Genomic DNA, 14,974 nt, shown 5'->3' with positions numbered 1-14,974 from the left:
ACGGCCGGAGCGGACGCTCAGTGCTGGCCGACCAGGATGCGGTCCAACCCATAGACACGGTCGAGCAGAAGCACGGCGACCGCGGTGATGCCGATGATCAGCGCCGACACCGCCGCCATCATCGGGTCGATGGATTCGGTGGCGTACATGTACATCCGCACCGGCAGCGTCACCGTGGACGGCGAGGTGATGAAGATGGACATGGTCAGCTCGTCGAAGCTGTTGATGAAGGCGATCAGCCAGCCGCCGGTGACGCCGGGCAGGATCATCGGCAGGGTGACGCGGCGGAACACGGTGGCCTCGCTGGCGCCCAGCGAGAAGGCCGCCTGTTCCACGCTGCGGTCGAAGCCGGAGATGGCGGCGATCAGCAGGCGCATCACATAGGGCGTGACGATCACCATGTGCGCCGCCACCAGCCAGCCGAAGCTGCCCGCGGCGCCGACGACGGCGAACAGCCGCAGCATGGCGACGCCCAGCACCAGATGCGGGATGATCAGCGGCGACAGGAACAGCGCATTGAGGAAGCCGCGGCCGGGAAATTCATAGCGCGTGATGGCGAGCGAGGCGGGAACCGCCAGCGCCACCGCCAGCGTCGCCGACAGCACGGCGAGCCACAGGCTGTTCCAGAAGGACTGGACGAAGTCCGGGTGATGGAACACCGCCTCGAACCAGCGCAGCGAAAAACCCCTGGTCGGCAGCGACAGCGTGTTTTCCGGCGTGAAGGCGACGAGGCAGACGATCGCCAGCGGCGCCAGCATGAAGATGACGACCAATGCGTGGAAGAACAGGGCGACGGGTCCGTTGCGGGTCATGGCGTCTTCACCCCAGCCGGCGGCGGTAGTGGCCTTCCACCATGCGGTGGTAGGTCAGCATGATGATCAGGTTGGCGGCGAGCAGGATGACGGCGACCGCCGCCCCCATTGGCCAGTTCAGGTCGCTCAGATACTGGTCGTAGACCACGGTCGCGACCATCTTCAACCGCCGCCCGCCGAGCAGGCCGGGGATGGCGAAGGCGCTGGCGCTGAGGCCGAAGACGATCAGGCTTCCCGACAGGATGCCGGGCAGGATCTGCGGCGCCACCACGCGGACGATGGCCGTGGCGCGCGAGGCGCCGAAGGAGAGTGCCGCCTGCTCCACCGCCGGGTCCAGCTTCTGCAAGGAGGTCCAGACCGGGATGACCATGAAGGGCAGCATGACGTGGACCAGCGCCACGACCACCGTGCCCTCGCTGTAGAGCAGCTTCATCCGGCCGATGCCGAGCGCGATCAGCGCTCCGTTGACCGGCCCTTCCGGCCCCAGCAGCATGCTCCAGCCGAAGGCGCGGACGACGACCGACACCAGCAGTGGCGCCAGGATCACCAGCAGGAAGATCGACCGCCAGGGGTTGCTCATCCGGCTGAGGATGTAGGCCTCCGGCACGCCGATCACCACGCAGATGGCGGTCGCCAGCGCCGAGATGCGGAAGGTGCGCAGGAAGATTTCCAGGTAATACTCGTCGGTCACCACCGCCAGATAATGCTCCAGCGTGAAGCCGTCGGTGCGACCGGTCGCATAGTCGAACTGGTTGAAGGACAGGAGCGCCGTCAGGAACAGCGGGGTCAGCACCAGCGCCGCGAACAGCAGCGCGGCCGGCCCCGACAGGAACAGCGGAGCGGTGGAAAAGCGCCGCTCCGGCGTCTCCCCGCCCGGTGCGGCCGGGGCGGTGTCGGGAAGGGTGGTGCTCATCCCGTCACCTCAAGGGTCACGTCCGGCGCCTCCGCCATGGCGCCGCGATGGACGCGCACGACCGACGGCGACCATTCCAGCCCGACCGGGGCGCCCTGCTCCGCCGGGGTGGAGCCGTCGTTCGGCGTCACCACCATCAGCGTGCCGAGCGGCCCGTCGATGTGGTAGAGCCACTGGCTGCCCAGGAAGAAGCGGTCGGCGACACGGCCGGTCAGCAGCCCGCCCGACGGCGCGGTCAGGTGCAGCTTCTCCGGCCGGATGCACAGGGTCACCGTTTCGCCCACCGACAGGCCGGCGGTTTCCACCGGCACGGCGATGCCGGCCAGCGACACCGTGGCGCCGGCACCGGTCGCGGTGACGACCTTGCCCGGCAGCAGGTTGGTCTTGCCGACGAAGCGGGAGATGAACTCCGTCTCCGGATGCTCGTAGATGCGGTAGGGCTGGTCGATCTGGGTGATGCGCCCGGCCTCCATCACCACGACGCGGTCGCTGATCGAGAAGGCTTCCGCCTGATCGTGGGTGACCATGACCGTGGTGGTGCCGACCTTGCGCTGAATCTCGCGCAACTCGAACTGCATCGCCTCGCGCAGCTTGGCGTCCAGGTTCGACAGCGGCTCGTCCAGCAGCAGGACCGGCGGGCGGATGACGAGCGCGCGGGCAAGCGCCACGCGCTGCCGCTGGCCGCCCGACAGCTCGCGCGGGTAGCGCTTGGCATAGGGGGAGAGGTGGACCAGCGACAGCGCCTCTTCCACCCGCGGCTTGCGCTCACCCTTGGGCACGCGCTGCATCTCCAGGCCGAAGCTGACATTGTCGAACACGGTCATGTGCGGGAACAGCGCGTAGCTCTGAAACACGATGCCCAGCCCGCGGCTGTTCGCCTTGGCCCGCGTGATGTCGCGTCCGTCCAGCCGGATGGTGCCGGCCGACGGTTCGACGAAACCGGCGATCATCTGAAGGGTCGTGGTCTTGCCGCAGCCCGAAGGCCCGAGCAGGGAGACGAACTCGCCCTTCTCCACCGACAGCGAGACGTCGCCGACCGCGGTCATCGGGCCGTAACGCTTGGTGATGTTTTTCAATTCGAGGAACGACACGGGGGGAATTCTCCCTCTTGCGACAATTGGCCTCGGTCTCCGGGCCTCACCTGTTGCCCCGATGGTTCCGCCGCACCCCCGGTCGCGTCAATCCGCTTTTTCCACCAACAGAAAAGATTTTGCAAAAGCTTCCGATATACGGAATAGATGGGGCAGCCAACATCACCGATTTTCAGAACGGAGCCCAACATGAGCGCCGACCTCCGCCGCAGGGCAAAAGACAGTGCGGGTGTCGAGAGTTCCGGTTCAGACGAGGCGGGCAGCAAATCCAGCCTGCAGCGCGGGCTGGCGATCCTGCGCCTGCTGGCGTCCTCCAACGAGGCGGGGGCCCGGCTGACCGACATCTCCCGCGCGCTCGACCTCACCCCGCCGACCGTCCACCGCCTGCTGAAGATCCTGGTCGAAGAGGGGATGGCGGAAGCGGACAAGGCGACCAAGCGCTACCGGCTGGGCATCGACCTGTTCGGGCTGGCGGCGCAGGCCGGCAATCCGAACAACCTGCGCGACATCTGCCGGCCGATCCTGCTGCGCCTGTCGGCGACGCTGCGCGACACCATCTTCCTGCTGGTGCGCAGCGGCTTCGACGCGGTGTGCCTGGACCGCAGCGAAGGCCCCTTCCCCATCCGCTCCTTCACCGGCGACATCGGTGGCCGGGTAACGCTCGGCGTCGGCCAGGGCAGCCTCGCCATCATGGCCTTCCTCCATGCGGAGGAGCGCGAGGAGGTCATCCGTTTCAACCTGCCGCGCATGCAGGGCGTCGGCATCATCGACGAGGTCTATCTGCGCACGGAAATCGCGCGGGTGCGCGATCTCGGCTATGCCAGCCGGTCCACCGGCCTCTTGCCGGGCATGTCGGGCGTGGCGGTTCCGGTGCTGGACCGCGACGGCTATGCCGTGGCGGCGCTCAGCGTCGGTACGATCAGCGAGCGGCTGAACGAGGAACGGCTGCCGGTGGTGGTCGACATCCTGAAACGCGAATCCACCGCGATCAGCCGCCAGTTAAACCCCTTCGACCCCGTCCTGCGCCGTCCCGCCGCGATTCTGGGCGGCGGCCCGGCATGAAGGGCGTGAAGAAGGCCGACCTGCCAGCCAAGACCTGCCCGGTCTGCAACCGCCCTTTCACCTGGCGAAAGAAATGGGAGCGGGTGTGGGACGAGGTGAAATACTGCTCCGACCGCTGCCGCGGCGACGCCCGCAAGAGCGAGGGGAAGCGGGAGGGCGACGTGCCGTGATCCTGACCGGATCGTCAGGAAGAATTGCCCTTTATTCAATCACATGCCAGCATTCTGAACAGCCGGGGGCGTCTGCCTGCGAGATGGGCAGCGCTCCCGGCGGATGGCATTTCCGTTGCATTCGAAATTGCGGCCGCACGGGTCCATGGATTTACGGGCACATTCCCGAGTATTCATGACTCCGGCGGCTCGGCCATACCGCCGCCGGTGACGGCGGCCAACGATACGCGACCAACGATACTCAGCGACGAAGGGGACTCATGATGTCGGTTCGGGGGATGGGGGATCGGGCGATGAACGTCTTTGGGAAGGCGGCCGGGGGTATGACGCGCCGCGCGGTGCTGTGTGGCGTCGCCGCAGTGGCCTTCGCGGTGGCGGCCGGCGGTTCCCTGCCGGCATTCGCACAAGGCAAGGTGAAGGTCGCCGGCATCTACACCGTGCCGATCGAGCAGCAGTGGGTCAGCCGCATCCATGTCGCGCTGAAGGCCGCCGCCGACCGCGGCGACATCGAGTATGTCTGGGCCGAGTCGGTCGCCAACACCGATTATGAGCGCGTGATGCGCCAGTATGCCGAGGCCGGCCAGCAGTTGGTCTTCGGCGAGGTGTTCGGGGTGGAGCGCGCCGCCCGCGCCGTCGCCAAGGACTATCCGAAGACCGCCTTCGTCATGGGCTCCAGCTTCAAGCCGCAGGAACCCAACTTCTCGGTCTTCGACAACTACATCCAGGAGCCGGCCTATCTCTCCGGCATGGTCGCGGGCGGCATGACCAAGTCGAACGTCATCGGCATGGTCGGCGGCTACCCGATCCCCGAGGTGAACCGCCTGATGAACGCCTTCATGGAAGGCGCCAAGGAGGTCAACCCGCAGGTCAAGTTCTCGGTCAGCTTCATCGGCTCCTGGTTCGACCCGCCCAAGGCCAAGGAAGCCGCCTTCGCCATGATCGACCGCGGCGCCGACGTGATGTACGCCGAGCGCTTCGGCGTGTCCGACGCGGCCAAGGAGCGCAAGGTGCTCGCCATCGGCAACGTCATCGACACCCAGCCGCAATATCCCGACACCGTCGTCGCCAGCGCGCTCTGGCACATGGAGCCGTCGGTGGAGCGCGCCATCGCCGCGGTGAAGGCCGGCAGCTACAAGGCCGAGGATTACGGTCCCTACAGCATGATGGCGCACAAGGGCTCCAGCCTAGCGCCGCTCGGCACCTTCGAGGCAAAGGTCCCCGACGCCGTCAAGGCGAAGGTGAAGGAGCGCGAGCAGCAGATCCGCGACGGCAAGTTCACCGTGAAGGTCAACGACGCCGAGCCGAAGTCGACGATGTGACGCCCGGCGTATCCGCAATGTCATCACCCGTGACAGTTGGGCCGGAGGTCGTCCTCCGGCTCGCCGGCATCTCCAAGCGGTTCGGCCCGCTGCTCGCCAACGACAACATCTCGCTGACGCTCCGCGCCGGCGAGGTGCTGGCTCTGCTTGGCGAGAACGGCGCCGGCAAGACCACCCTGATGAACATCCTCTTCGGCCATTACGTCGCCGACGAGGGGACCATCGAGGCGTTCGGCCGCCCGCTGCCGCCGGGCTCACCCCGCGCGGCGCTGGAGGCTGGCATCGGCATGGTCCACCAGCATTTCACGCTGGCGGACAATCTGTCGGTGCTGGACAACATCGCCGTCGGCACCGAATCGCTGTGGCGCTGGCGCTCCGACCGGGGCGCCGCCCGCCGCCGGCTGCTCGATCTGTCCCAGCGCTTCGGGCTGGAGGTGCGGCCGGACGCGCCGGTCGGCGAGCTGTCGGTCGGCGAGCGCCAGCGGGCGGAGATCCTCAAGGCGCTCTACCGCGACGCCCGCATCCTGATCCTCGACGAGCCGACCGCGGTGCTGACGCCGCAGGAATCGGCCGGGCTGTTCGAAACGCTGCGCCGGCTGACCGCCGACGGGCTGGCCGTCGTCTTCATCAGCCATAAAATGAACGAGGTCTTCGCCGCCAGCGACACCGTCGCCGTTCTGCGCGCCGGCAAGCTGGTCGCCACCCACGCCACCGCCTCCACCGACCGCGCCAAACTGGCCGAACTGATGGTCGGCCGCAGCGTCAAGCCGCCGGCCCCCACCCCGCTCAGCCCCGGCGAGCCGGTGCTGGAGCTGGCGGGCGTCACGGTGGCGTCCGGCCATGGCCGCCCACTGCTGGACGGGGTCGACCTGACGGTGCGCCGCCATCAGGTGGTCGGCATCGCCGGCGTGTCCGGCAACGGCCAGACGGCGCTGGCCGAGCTGGTCAGCGGCCTGATCCATCCCGATTCCGGCCGGCTGTCCTTGAAGGGCAGCGTGGTCGAGCGGGGCCACCCGGCCGACATGGTCCGGCGCGGCGTCGCCCGCATCCCGGAGGACCGGCACAGCGCCGGTCTGGTCGGCGCCATGGCGGTGTGGGAGAACCTGATCGCCGAGCGCTACCACGACTCATCCTTCTCCCGCTTCGGGGTGCTGCGGCGCGGGGCGGCACGGGCCTATGCCCGCGAGGTGATCGAGGAGTTCGACGTGCGTTGCCCCGGTCCCGATGCCCGCACGCAGCTGCTGTCGGGCGGCAACATGCAGAAGCTGATCCTGGGCCGCACGCTGGCCCATGGGCCGGACCTGATCCTGGCGAGCCAGCCGACGCGCGGACTCGATATCGGGGCGGTGTCCTACGTCCACAGCCGGCTGCTCGACGCCCGCGCCGCCGGAGCCGGCGTCCTGCTGATCTCCGAGGATCTGGACGAGATCCTGGCGCTGGCCGACTGCGTCACCGTCGCCTATCACGGGCGCCTCACCCCGCTTCTGCCGCACGACCGGGTGTCGGTCAGCCAGCTCGGCCTGCTGATGGCCGGGCATTGGGACGTTTTGCGCGACATCCTGCCGGAGACTGTTGATGCGGCTTGAACCGCGCACCGATACCCCGCTCGCCCTGCGGCTGCTGGCGCCGATTGGCGCCGTCGTGGCGGCGCTGGCGCTCTGCGCCCTGCTGGTCGCCTGGACCGGCGCCCCGGTGCTGCGCGCCTACGGCCTGCTGTTCGAAGGCGCCGTCGGCTCCCGCTTCGCCCTGACCGAGACGCTGACCCGCGCCACCCCGCTGATCCTGACCGGGCTGGCCGCCGCCGTCGCCTTCCGCGCCAAGCTGTGGAACATCGGGGCGGAGGGCCAGCTCTACATGGGGGCGCTGGCCGCCGTGGTGGTGGGCGGCGGCATGCTCGACCTGCCGGCCTGGGCGCTGATCCCGGTGGTGATGATCGCCGGCATGGCGGCGGGCGGCGTCACCCTGCTCGGCCCCGCCGTGCTGAAGGTCCGCTTCGGCGTCGACGAGGTGGTGACCACCCTGCTGCTGAACTTCGTCGTGCTGCTGCTGGTGTCGCTGCTGCTGGAAGGCGCCCTGAAGGATCCGATGGGCATGGGCTGGCCGCAGTCGGCGCCGGTCGCCGAGGCGGCGGAGCTGCCCAAGCTGGTGGCGCGCACCCGCCTGCATGCCGGGCTGGCCATCGCGCTCGGCCTGTCGGTGCTGCTGTGGCTGATCGACACCCGCACCATCTGGGGCTACGAGAACCGGGCGGTCGGCGCCAACCCGCGCGCCGCCGCCTTCGCCGGCATGCCGGTGACGCGGGTGATGCTGCGCACCGCCCTGCTGTCGGGCGGGCTGGCCGGGCTGGCCGGTGCGGCGGAGGTCTGCGGGCTGAAAGGCTACCTGACGCTCGACCTGTCGCCGGGCTTCGGCTACAGCGGCATCGTCGTCGCCATGCTGGCGCAGCTGCACCCCATCGGGGTGGTCGGGGCCGCGCTGTTCATCGCCGGCATCTTCGTCGGTGCCGACGCCATGAGCCGGGCCATGCCGGTTCCCAACTACATCGCCGACGTCCTGGTCGCCACCAGCCTGCTCTGCATGCTGGTTGCCGGGCTGCTGGCGCGCTACCGGCTGCGGCGGGGGTAAGGGGTTATGGATTTCCTGTCGACCATCCTCGACATCCTGCTGTCGGCCGCCTTCTGGACCGCGGTGCTGCGCATCGCCACCCCCTATGTGCTGGGCACGCTGGGCGAGCTGGTGTGCGAGCGGGCCGGCGTGCTGAACCTCGGCATCGAAGGCATCATGACGCTGGGCGCCATGGCCGGCTGGATGGCGGTCTACCAGGGGGCCGACCTGTGGACCGGCGTGCTGGCCGCCGCTGCCTGCGGCGCGCTGCTCGGCCTGCTGCATGCGGCGCTGACCGTGCCGCTCGGCCTGTCGCAGCATGTGACCGGCATCGGCGTCACCCTGCTCGGCACCAGCCTGTCCTATTTCGTTTACCGCCTCGTCCTGCCGCAGGCCAGCACCCCGCCGACCGTCGAGCCGTTCCAGCCGCTGGCCCTGCCGGGTGCCCTGGCCCAGACGCCGCTGACCTACCTCGCCTTCCTGCTGGTCGCGGTCGTCGCCTATGTCCTCTACCGCACGCCGGTCGGGCTGGCGGTGCGGATGGTCGGCGAGAATCCGGCAGCCGCTGAGGCGCAGGGGCTGAACGTCACCGCCATCCGCATCGGCGCCGTGGTGGCGGGCAGCGCGCTGATGGCGCTGGCCGGTGCTTTCCTGACCCTGTCGGCCTTCAACGCCTTCTTCTTCAACATGGTCAACGGGCGCGGCTGGATCTGCATCGCACTGGTGGTCTTCGCCTCCTGGCGGCCGGGCAAGGCTCTGCTGGGCGCCCTGCTGTTCGCGGTGTTCGACGCGCTGCAACTGCGGTTGCAGCAGGCGAGCGGCGGCGTCCTGCCCTACCAGCTGTTCCTGATGATGCCCTATCTGCTGAGCATCCTGGCTTTGGTGCTGGTGGCCCGCCGGGCCTCCTACCCGCGCGCCCTGATGATCCCGTACCGCAAAGGAGAACGCTGATGTTCGACCTGATCCTGCGCCGCGCCACCCTGCCGGATGGCCGCACTGGTATCGACATCGGCATCAAGGACGGTCGCATTGCCGCAGTCGAGGCCGATCTGGCCGGCGAGGCGGCCAGCGAGATCGACGCCAGCGGCCGGCTGGTCAGCCCGCCCTTCGTCGATGCCCATTTCCATATGGACAGCACGCTGAGCTACGGCCTGCCGCGCGTGAACCAGAGCGGCACCCTGCTGGAAGGCATCGCGCTGTGGGGCGAGCTGAAGCCGCAGCTGACCCAGGACGCCATCGTCGAGCGTGCGCTCGCCTACTGCGACTGGGCGGTCGGGCGCGGGCTGCTGGCGATCCGCAGCCATGTCGACATCTGCGATCCGCGCCTGCTGGCGGTGGAAGCGCTGCTGGACGTCAGGAAGCGCGTCGCCCCCTATCTCGATTTGCAGCTGGTCGCCTTCCCGCAGGACGGCGTTCTCCGTGCGCCGGGTGCGAAGGAACTGCTGATCCGGGCGCTCGACATGGGCGTCGACGTGGTCGGCGGCATCCCGCATTTCGAGCGCACCATGGCCGATGGCGCGGCTTCGGTCCGGCTGCTCTGCGAGATCGCGGCGGAGCGCGGGCTGCTGGTCGACATGCATTGCGACGAGAGCGACGACCCGCTGTCCCGCCATGTCGAGACGCTGGCCTATGAGACGCAGCGGCTGGGCCTGCACGGTAGGGTAACGGGGTCGCACCTGACCTCCATGCACTCGATGGACAATTACTATGTCTCCAAGCTGATCCCGCTGATGGCGGAGGCGCGGCTGGGGGTGATCGCCAACCCGCTGATCAACATCGTCCTCCAGGGCCGCCACGACACCTACCCCAAGCGCCGCGGCATGACCCGCGTGCCGGAGCTGATGGCCGCCGGGCTGACGGTCGCCTTCGGCCACGACTGCGTGATGGATCCCTGGTATCCGCTGGGCTCCGGCGACATGCTGGAGGTTGCGCATATGGGCCTGCATGTCGGCCAGATGACCGGCCAGGACGGCATCAAGGCCGCCTTCGACGCGGTGACGGTGAACCCGGCCAGGCTGCTGCATCTGGACGGCTATGGGCTGGAGCCGGGCTGCAACGCCGATCTGGTGGTACTCCAGGCCGGCAACCCGGTGGAGGCGATCCGCACCCGCGCCGCCCGCCTGTTCGTGCTGCGCCGCGGCCGGATCGTCAGCCGCTGCGAGCCGGTGCAGGCCAGGCTCGACCTGCCGGGCCGGCCGGAAACGGTCGATTTCCTGCTGAACCGGGGGTGAGAGCGAGCCCCCGCCGATGACGCTCAGCCTGACCGCCCACGCCCGCCTGACGATCCAAGAGCGAGGGTTGGCTCTGGAATGGGTCGAGCGCGCCATTGAATCCCCCGACCGGATCGAAGCCGATCCCAGCGGGCCGGACGTATGGCGGTCGTTCAAGCTCATCCCGGAAGCCGGCAACCGGATCATCCGGGTTGTTCATCGGCGGGACGGTGCGGATATACTGGTCATCACGGCCTTTCTCGACCGGGGAGCCAAGCTATGAACTCGCGATACGATGCCGAAGCCGATGCGCTGTTCGTGCGCTTCTCGGAGGGCACCATCATCGACTCCCAGGAGGTTGCCCCCGGCATCATTCTGGATTTTGACGATCAGAACCGGATTGTCGCCCTCGAAGTGCTCAATGCCAAAGAGAAGATGGCGGCCGGCGCGATACCCATCGCCGCGGAGTGAGCGCCCAGCAAAAAGCCCGCCGGAACAGCCGTTCCGGCGGGCTTTTCTTAATCTGAAAGCCGTTACGCCTTCAGGAAGTCCCGCAGCGCGTCGGCCACCACGTGCATCTCCTGCTCGGTGCCGATGGTGACGCGCAGGCAGCTCGGCAGGCCGTAGGACGGCATCTGGCGGACCAGGATGCCGCGGGCCTTCAGGAACTGGCGGGCGGCCTCGGCATCGTCCTTGCCGGCGGGCTGGCCCTTGAAATCGACCAGCACGAAGTTGGTCACGCTGGGGTGCACCGTCAGGCCCAGCTCCCGCACGGTGGCGGAAAACCACTCGCGCCACTGCTCATTGTGGCGGCGGGAGCGGTCGAGGAACTCGGCGTCCTCCACCGCGGCGACGCCGGCGACATGGGCGGCGTTCGACACGTTGAAGGGACCGCGCACCCGGTTCAGCACGTCGACGATCCCGGCCGGCCCGTAGCACCAGCCGATGCGGAGCGAACCCAGCGCGAAGATCTTCGAGAAGGTGCGGGTCATCACCACGTTGGGGAACCGCTCCACCAGCTCCTCGCCGGCGGTGTAGTCGTCCTTGTTCATGTATTCGGCATAGGCCGCATCGATGACCAGGATGACGTCCGGCGGCAGGCCGGCATGGAGCCGCGCCACCTCCGACGCCGGCAGATAGGTGCCGGTCGGGTTGTTCGGGTTGGCGAGGAAGACCAGACGAGTGCGCGGGGTGACGCGGGCCAGCAGGTTGTCGACGCTGGCGGTCAGCCCGTCCTCGGGCGCCGTCACCGGGGTGGCGCCGACCGACTTGGCGCCGATCGGGTACATCAGGAAGCCGTACTGCGAATACAGCACCTCGTCGCCCGGCCCGGCATAGGAGCGGATCAGCAGGCTGATGATCTCGTCCGACCCGGCGCCGCAGACGATGCGGTCGGCATCCAGGTTGAAGCGCTTGGCGATGGCGCCGCGCAGCGCCGCCGAGCCGCCGTCCGGATAGCGGTGCAGGGTCCCGGCCGCCGCCCCATAGGCCTCCATCGCCTTCGGGCTCGGCCCCAGCGCCCCTTCGTTGGAGGCGAGGCGGATATGACCCTGATGCTCGCCGCCGACATAGGCGGCGATGTCGAGAATCCCCGGACGCGGCTGCGGGCCGTTCGGCTGGGTCATGGTCTGCTTACCTTCCGACGATGGTGGATGGGCGGTTCATGGATGGGGTGGAACAGGATGGAACAGTGCCGGCGGCACTGTTCCATCGTTTCACGGAGGGCCGGCAGGATAAGGCAGGAGCCGCCCCGGCGGCTCGCCTCATTCGCGCACATCAGCCCAGAGCGAGCGGCACGGCATAGCCACCGACGACATTGACCCGCACCGGGATGTCGCCGGAGCGTTCCAGCAGCTTGGCGAGGCGCGGGTCGCCCTGCCCGACGAAGTCGGCGATCTCGACCAGATGGACCGACGGGCCGCCGCCGCTCATCCCGGTGGCATGGCCGGCCGGATGCCAAGTGCAGAAGCCGACCGGCGGCAGGCCGCAGGCCTCCAGCGAATCCTTCAGACGGCCGCGGCTGAGGTCGCCGCCGATCTCGATGCTGAGCAGGGTGCGGTCGTCGCCGGTCGGCTCGTGCGGGACGGCGGCGATGGCGAGCGCGTCGCGGTTCTCGCCGCGGGCATTGCCGCGCCCGCCGAAGGGCAGACGCGCCACCACCTGCGGCCGGCCGGCGTCGGCCGACACCAGGAAGCGCCACCAGGGATCCGAATCGTCCTCGGCCGGATAGGGCACCACGGCGACGGTCGCCGTCCCCTCCGACACGGCGCGGAGCGCTGCGGCTGGGGTGTTGACGGCAGTCATCGGCACGAAGCCGCCGAAATGGTCGCGCGCCACGTCCCAGAAGCCGCGGCGGTCCTCCGGCGCATAGACGGCGACGGCGAAGGGACCCTGCATGCGGGTGAAGGCGGTGATCATCTCCCGCCAGATGCGGACGACGACCTGGGCGGGGAAGGTGCCGGCATGGCGGGCCATCAGGCGCCGAAGAATCGTCGCCTCGCGCGCCGGGCGGAGGAAGACGGGCTGGGCGCCGGTTTCGGCCGCGCCATTGCCCTTGGCCGCCCCGATGCGTTCCACCACGGCGGCGCGGCGCATCAGCAGGTCATGGATCGCGTCGTCGATCTGGTCGATTTCGCGGCGCAAATCGTCGAGCGGGGTCCGGGCGGAAGCCATGGGTCAAGAAACCATCGAATGCAGAGCCGGTTAGTAGTAGTCCGCATGCGCCCTGAAATCAAAGAAAACATTGACACTCCGAAGGCCGGCTTCGTAGCTATACGCTCCCGTTCCGCCACAGCTCGTCGACGGTCTCCGCCAAGGCGCCGCAAGGCTTCCGCAGCAGGAAAATCCCGAAGGCCAAACCGCTCGCCCAGAACAGCGTCCAAGGCAAGAAACGACATGTCCGCGCCTCCCACCGCGCAGCAGCCTCCCCTGGTCCCCGCCACGGTCGCCGACGGCTCCGCCATGCCGGGCAAGCGCGTGCGTCTGGCGGTCGACCGGCCGATGCGGCTGGACAGCGGGGTGGAGATCGGCGGCTTCCAGATCGCCTACCAGACCTACGGCACGCTGAACGCCGACAAGTCCAACGCGATCTTCATCTGCCACGCCCTGACCGGCGATCATTTCGTGGTGGAGAGGCATCCGGTCACCGGCAAGCCCGGCTGGTGGGAGATGCTGGTCGGCCCCGGCAAGCCGGTGGACACCGACCGCTATTTCGTCATCTGCTCCAACGTGCTGGGCGGCTGCCTGGGCAGCACCGGGCCGAAGGATGACGATCCCGCCACCGGCCAGCCCTATGGCCTGTCCTTCCCGGTGGTGACCATCGGCGACATGGTGCGGGCGCAGAAGCTGCTGGTCGAGCATCTCGGCATCGAGAAGCTGTTCTGCGTCATCGGCGGCTCGATGGGCGGCATGCAGGTGCTGCAATGGGCGGTCGCCTATCCCGAATCGGTGTTCGCCGCGGTGCCCATCGCCACCGCCGCCCGCCATTCGGCGCAGAACATCGCCTTCCACGAGGTCGGGCGCCAAGCGATCATGGCCGACCCGGAATGGCGCGGCGGCAACTATCTGCTGGAAGGCACCAAGCCGGAGGCCGGTCTGGCCGTCGCCCGCATGGCGGCGCACATCACCTACCTGTCGGAAACGGCCCTGCACCGCAAGTTCGGCCGCAATTTGCAGGACCGCAAGGCGATCACCTACGGCTTCGACGCCGATTTCCAGGTGGAGAGCTACCTGCGCTACCAGGGGGCGGCCTTCGTCGAGCGGTTCGACGCCAACTCCTACCTCTACATCACCCGCGCGATGGATTATTTCGACCTCGCCGCCGATGCCGGGGGCACGCTGGCCAACGCCTTCCGGCCGGGGGGCAAGACCACGCCGGTGCGCTTCTGCCTTGCCAGCTTCTCCAGCGACTGGCTGTTCCCGACCTCGGAATCGCGGGCCATCGTGCATGCGCTGAACGCCGTCGCCGGGAATGTCAGCTTCGTCGAGATCGAGACCGACAAGGGCCACGACGCCTTCCTGCTGGACGAGCCGGAGTTCCATCAGGTCATCCACGGCTTCCTGGAGGGCTGCGCCGAGCATCGCGGCCTGTCCGTCCGCCGCCGCGCGCGCTGAGTGGGATTAGGACTGGGACTGGACGACCGACCATGGTGGACATTCGCGACGACCTGAAGCTGATCGCCGAGATGGTGGAGCCGAACAGCCGCGTGCTGGACGTCGGCTGCGGCGACGGCGCCCTGCTGGACCATCTGGCCCACACCAAGAATGTCGACGGGCGCGGCATCGAACTCAGCATGGACGGCGTGCGCCAGTGCGTGGCGCACGGCCTGTCGGTGATCCAGGGCGATGCCGAGACCGACCTGAAGGACTATCCGGCGGAAGCCTTCGATTACGTCATCCTGGGCCAGACCCTACAGGCGATGAAGCAGCCGCGCGACGTGCTGGAGATGCTGTGCCGCATCGGCCGGCGCGCCATCGTGTCGGTGCCGAATTTCGGCTATTGGCGCGTCCGCATGCAGCTGATGCTGACCGGCCGGATGCCGGTGACGGAAAAGCTGGGCTACCAGTGGTGGGAAACGCCCAACATCCATTTCTGTACGCTGCGCGACTTCGTCGTGCTGACGGAGGAGATGGGCATCATCATCGAGCAGACGCGGATCATCAACCGCGCCGGCCGGGTGACCAGCCACGCCCATTCCGGCTTCGCCAACCTGCTGGGCGAACAGGGCGTCTTCCTGTTGCGGCGCAACGGCTGAGGTTTTCGGGCCGGGGCGGGAACCTCCCGCCTTCAGGAC

General features: G+C 68.5%; 16 protein-coding genes. 11 read left to right on the top strand and 5 right to left on the bottom strand.

The window, feature by feature from the left end; all coding sequences use genetic code 11:
- Positions 1–17: 17 nt before the first annotated feature.
- The 3 genes from VH569_RS23805 to VH569_RS23795 are packed head-to-tail and all read right to left on the bottom strand — an operon-like array spanning position 18 to position 2,816.
- The gene (locus VH569_RS23805) at positions 18–812 is read right to left on the bottom strand and encodes an ABC transporter permease (RefSeq protein WP_098737541.1); all 795 of its coding nucleotides are present in this window, start codon (positions 810–812) and stop codon (positions 18–20) included.
- 7 nt (positions 813–819) lie between these two features.
- Positions 820–1,725, bottom strand: a complete 906-nt coding sequence (locus tag VH569_RS23800; protein WP_423318461.1) for an ABC transporter permease — start codon at positions 1,723–1,725, stop codon at positions 820–822.
- Positions 1,722–2,816 (bottom strand): ABC transporter ATP-binding protein, encoded by a 1,095-nt coding sequence (locus VH569_RS23795; RefSeq protein ID WP_423318459.1) that lies wholly within the window; start codon positions 2,814–2,816, stop codon positions 1,722–1,724. The genes VH569_RS23800 and VH569_RS23795 overlap by 4 nt, the downstream gene beginning before the upstream one ends.
- A 189-nt stretch (positions 2,817–3,005) precedes the next feature.
- Here VH569_RS23795 and VH569_RS23790 point away from each other — a divergent pair, with 189 nt between their 5' ends.
- The 9 genes from VH569_RS23790 to VH569_RS23750 all read left to right on the top strand — a co-directional run bounded on the left by VH569_RS23790 (position 3,006) and on the right by VH569_RS23750 (position 10,652).
- Positions 3,006–3,878: an IclR family transcriptional regulator gene (locus tag VH569_RS23790; protein WP_376960961.1), complete on the top strand. Its 873-nt coding sequence runs from the start codon at positions 3,006–3,008 to the stop codon at positions 3,876–3,878.
- The gene (locus VH569_RS23785; RefSeq protein WP_423318458.1) at positions 3,875–4,048 is read left to right on the top strand and encodes a DUF2256 domain-containing protein; all 174 of its coding nucleotides are present in this window, start codon (positions 3,875–3,877) and stop codon (positions 4,046–4,048) included. The genes VH569_RS23790 and VH569_RS23785 overlap by 4 nt, the downstream gene beginning before the upstream one ends.
- A gap of 323 nt (positions 4,049–4,371) precedes the next feature.
- Entirely contained in the window at positions 4,372–5,367 is a 996-nt protein-coding gene (locus VH569_RS23780) for a BMP family protein (RefSeq protein ID WP_423318456.1), read from the top strand.
- A gap of 17 nt (positions 5,368–5,384) precedes the next feature.
- The gene (locus tag VH569_RS23775; RefSeq protein ID WP_423318455.1) at positions 5,385–6,953 is read left to right on the top strand and encodes an ABC transporter ATP-binding protein; all 1,569 of its coding nucleotides are present in this window, start codon (positions 5,385–5,387) and stop codon (positions 6,951–6,953) included.
- Complete coding sequence (locus VH569_RS23770) at positions 6,943–7,992, top strand: ABC transporter permease (protein WP_395454557.1); 1,050 nt, start codon at positions 6,943–6,945, stop codon at positions 7,990–7,992. The genes VH569_RS23775 and VH569_RS23770 overlap by 11 nt, the downstream gene beginning before the upstream one ends.
- 6 nt (positions 7,993–7,998) lie before the next feature.
- Positions 7,999–8,922 (top strand): ABC transporter permease, encoded by a 924-nt coding sequence (locus VH569_RS23765; RefSeq protein ID WP_109449759.1) that lies wholly within the window; start codon positions 7,999–8,001, stop codon positions 8,920–8,922.
- A complete protein-coding gene (locus tag VH569_RS23760; protein WP_423318454.1) occupies positions 8,922–10,202 on the top strand; it encodes an amidohydrolase family protein in 1,281 nt (426 codons plus the stop codon). The genes VH569_RS23765 and VH569_RS23760 overlap by 1 nt, the downstream gene beginning before the upstream one ends.
- A gap of 16 nt (positions 10,203–10,218) precedes the next feature.
- The gene (locus VH569_RS23755) at positions 10,219–10,464 is read left to right on the top strand and encodes a DUF4258 domain-containing protein (protein WP_423318452.1); all 246 of its coding nucleotides are present in this window, start codon (positions 10,219–10,221) and stop codon (positions 10,462–10,464) included.
- On the top strand, positions 10,461–10,652 hold the full coding sequence (locus VH569_RS23750) for a DUF2283 domain-containing protein (RefSeq protein ID WP_423318451.1): 192 nt from the start codon (positions 10,461–10,463) through the stop codon (positions 10,650–10,652). The genes VH569_RS23755 and VH569_RS23750 overlap by 4 nt, the downstream gene beginning before the upstream one ends.
- A gap of 62 nt (positions 10,653–10,714) precedes the next feature.
- Here VH569_RS23750 and hisC read toward each other — a convergent pair whose 3' ends face one another.
- Complete coding sequence (gene hisC / locus VH569_RS23745; protein WP_423318449.1) at positions 10,715–11,806, bottom strand: histidinol-phosphate transaminase; 1,092 nt, start codon at positions 11,804–11,806, stop codon at positions 10,715–10,717.
- 151 nt (positions 11,807–11,957) lie between these two features.
- Positions 11,958–12,854 carry a chorismate mutase gene (gene pheA / locus VH569_RS23740; RefSeq protein WP_098737531.1) on the bottom strand — a complete coding sequence of 299 codons (897 nt, stop codon included), beginning with the start codon at positions 12,852–12,854 and terminating at the stop codon, positions 11,958–11,960.
- A 222-nt stretch (positions 12,855–13,076) separates the two neighbouring features.
- Here pheA and metX point away from each other — a divergent pair, with 222 nt between their 5' ends.
- Positions 13,077–14,294, top strand: coding sequence for a homoserine O-acetyltransferase MetX (gene metX, locus VH569_RS23735; RefSeq protein WP_423318447.1), 1,218 nt, complete (start codon positions 13,077–13,079; stop codon positions 14,292–14,294).
- Positions 14,295–14,326: 32 nt separating this feature from the next.
- Positions 14,327–14,935, top strand: coding sequence for a methionine biosynthesis protein MetW (gene metW, locus VH569_RS23730; RefSeq protein ID WP_423318446.1), 609 nt, complete (start codon positions 14,327–14,329; stop codon positions 14,933–14,935).
- Positions 14,936–14,974 lie beyond the last annotated feature (39 nt).

It is taken from the genome of Azospirillum sp. 11R-A (assembly GCF_049472615.1).
GTDB lineage: Bacteria > Pseudomonadota > Alphaproteobacteria > Azospirillales > Azospirillaceae > Azospirillum > Azospirillum palustre.
Note: the sequence above shows the minus strand (reverse complement) of the source record. Positions and strands in the feature narration are given on the sequence as shown.

Coding starts and splice junctions, on each gene's coding strand:
- VH569_RS23790 (WP_376960961.1), top strand. CDS start 3,006: ATGAGCGCCGACCTCCGCCGCAGGGCAAAAGACAGTGCGGGTGTCGAG.
- VH569_RS23770 (WP_395454557.1), top strand. CDS start 6,943: ATGCGGCTTGAACCGCGCACCGATACCCCGCTCGCCCTGCGGCTGCTG.
- VH569_RS23755 (WP_423318452.1), top strand. CDS start 10,219: ATGACGCTCAGCCTGACCGCCCACGCCCGCCTGACGATCCAAGAGCGA.
- VH569_RS23750 (WP_423318451.1), top strand. CDS start 10,461: ATGAACTCGCGATACGATGCCGAAGCCGATGCGCTGTTCGTGCGCTTC.
- pheA (WP_098737531.1), bottom strand. CDS start 12,854: ATGGCTTCCGCCCGGACCCCGCTCGACGATTTGCGCCGCGAAATCGAC.
- VH569_RS23805 (WP_098737541.1), bottom strand. CDS start 812: ATGACCCGCAACGGACCCGTCGCCCTGTTCTTCCACGCATTGGTCGTC.
- hisC (WP_423318449.1), bottom strand. CDS start 11,806: ATGACCCAGCCGAACGGCCCGCAGCCGCGTCCGGGGATTCTCGACATC.
- metW (WP_423318446.1), top strand. CDS start 14,327: ATGGTGGACATTCGCGACGACCTGAAGCTGATCGCCGAGATGGTGGAG.
- VH569_RS23785 (WP_423318458.1), top strand. CDS start 3,875: ATGAAGGGCGTGAAGAAGGCCGACCTGCCAGCCAAGACCTGCCCGGTC.
- VH569_RS23760 (WP_423318454.1), top strand. CDS start 8,922: ATGTTCGACCTGATCCTGCGCCGCGCCACCCTGCCGGATGGCCGCACT.
- VH569_RS23775 (WP_423318455.1), top strand. CDS start 5,385: ATGTCATCACCCGTGACAGTTGGGCCGGAGGTCGTCCTCCGGCTCGCC.
- VH569_RS23800 (WP_423318461.1), bottom strand. CDS start 1,725: ATGAGCACCACCCTTCCCGACACCGCCCCGGCCGCACCGGGCGGGGAG.
- VH569_RS23765 (WP_109449759.1), top strand. CDS start 7,999: ATGGATTTCCTGTCGACCATCCTCGACATCCTGCTGTCGGCCGCCTTC.
- metX (WP_423318447.1), top strand. CDS start 13,077: ATGTCCGCGCCTCCCACCGCGCAGCAGCCTCCCCTGGTCCCCGCCACG.
- VH569_RS23780 (WP_423318456.1), top strand. CDS start 4,372: ATGACGCGCCGCGCGGTGCTGTGTGGCGTCGCCGCAGTGGCCTTCGCG.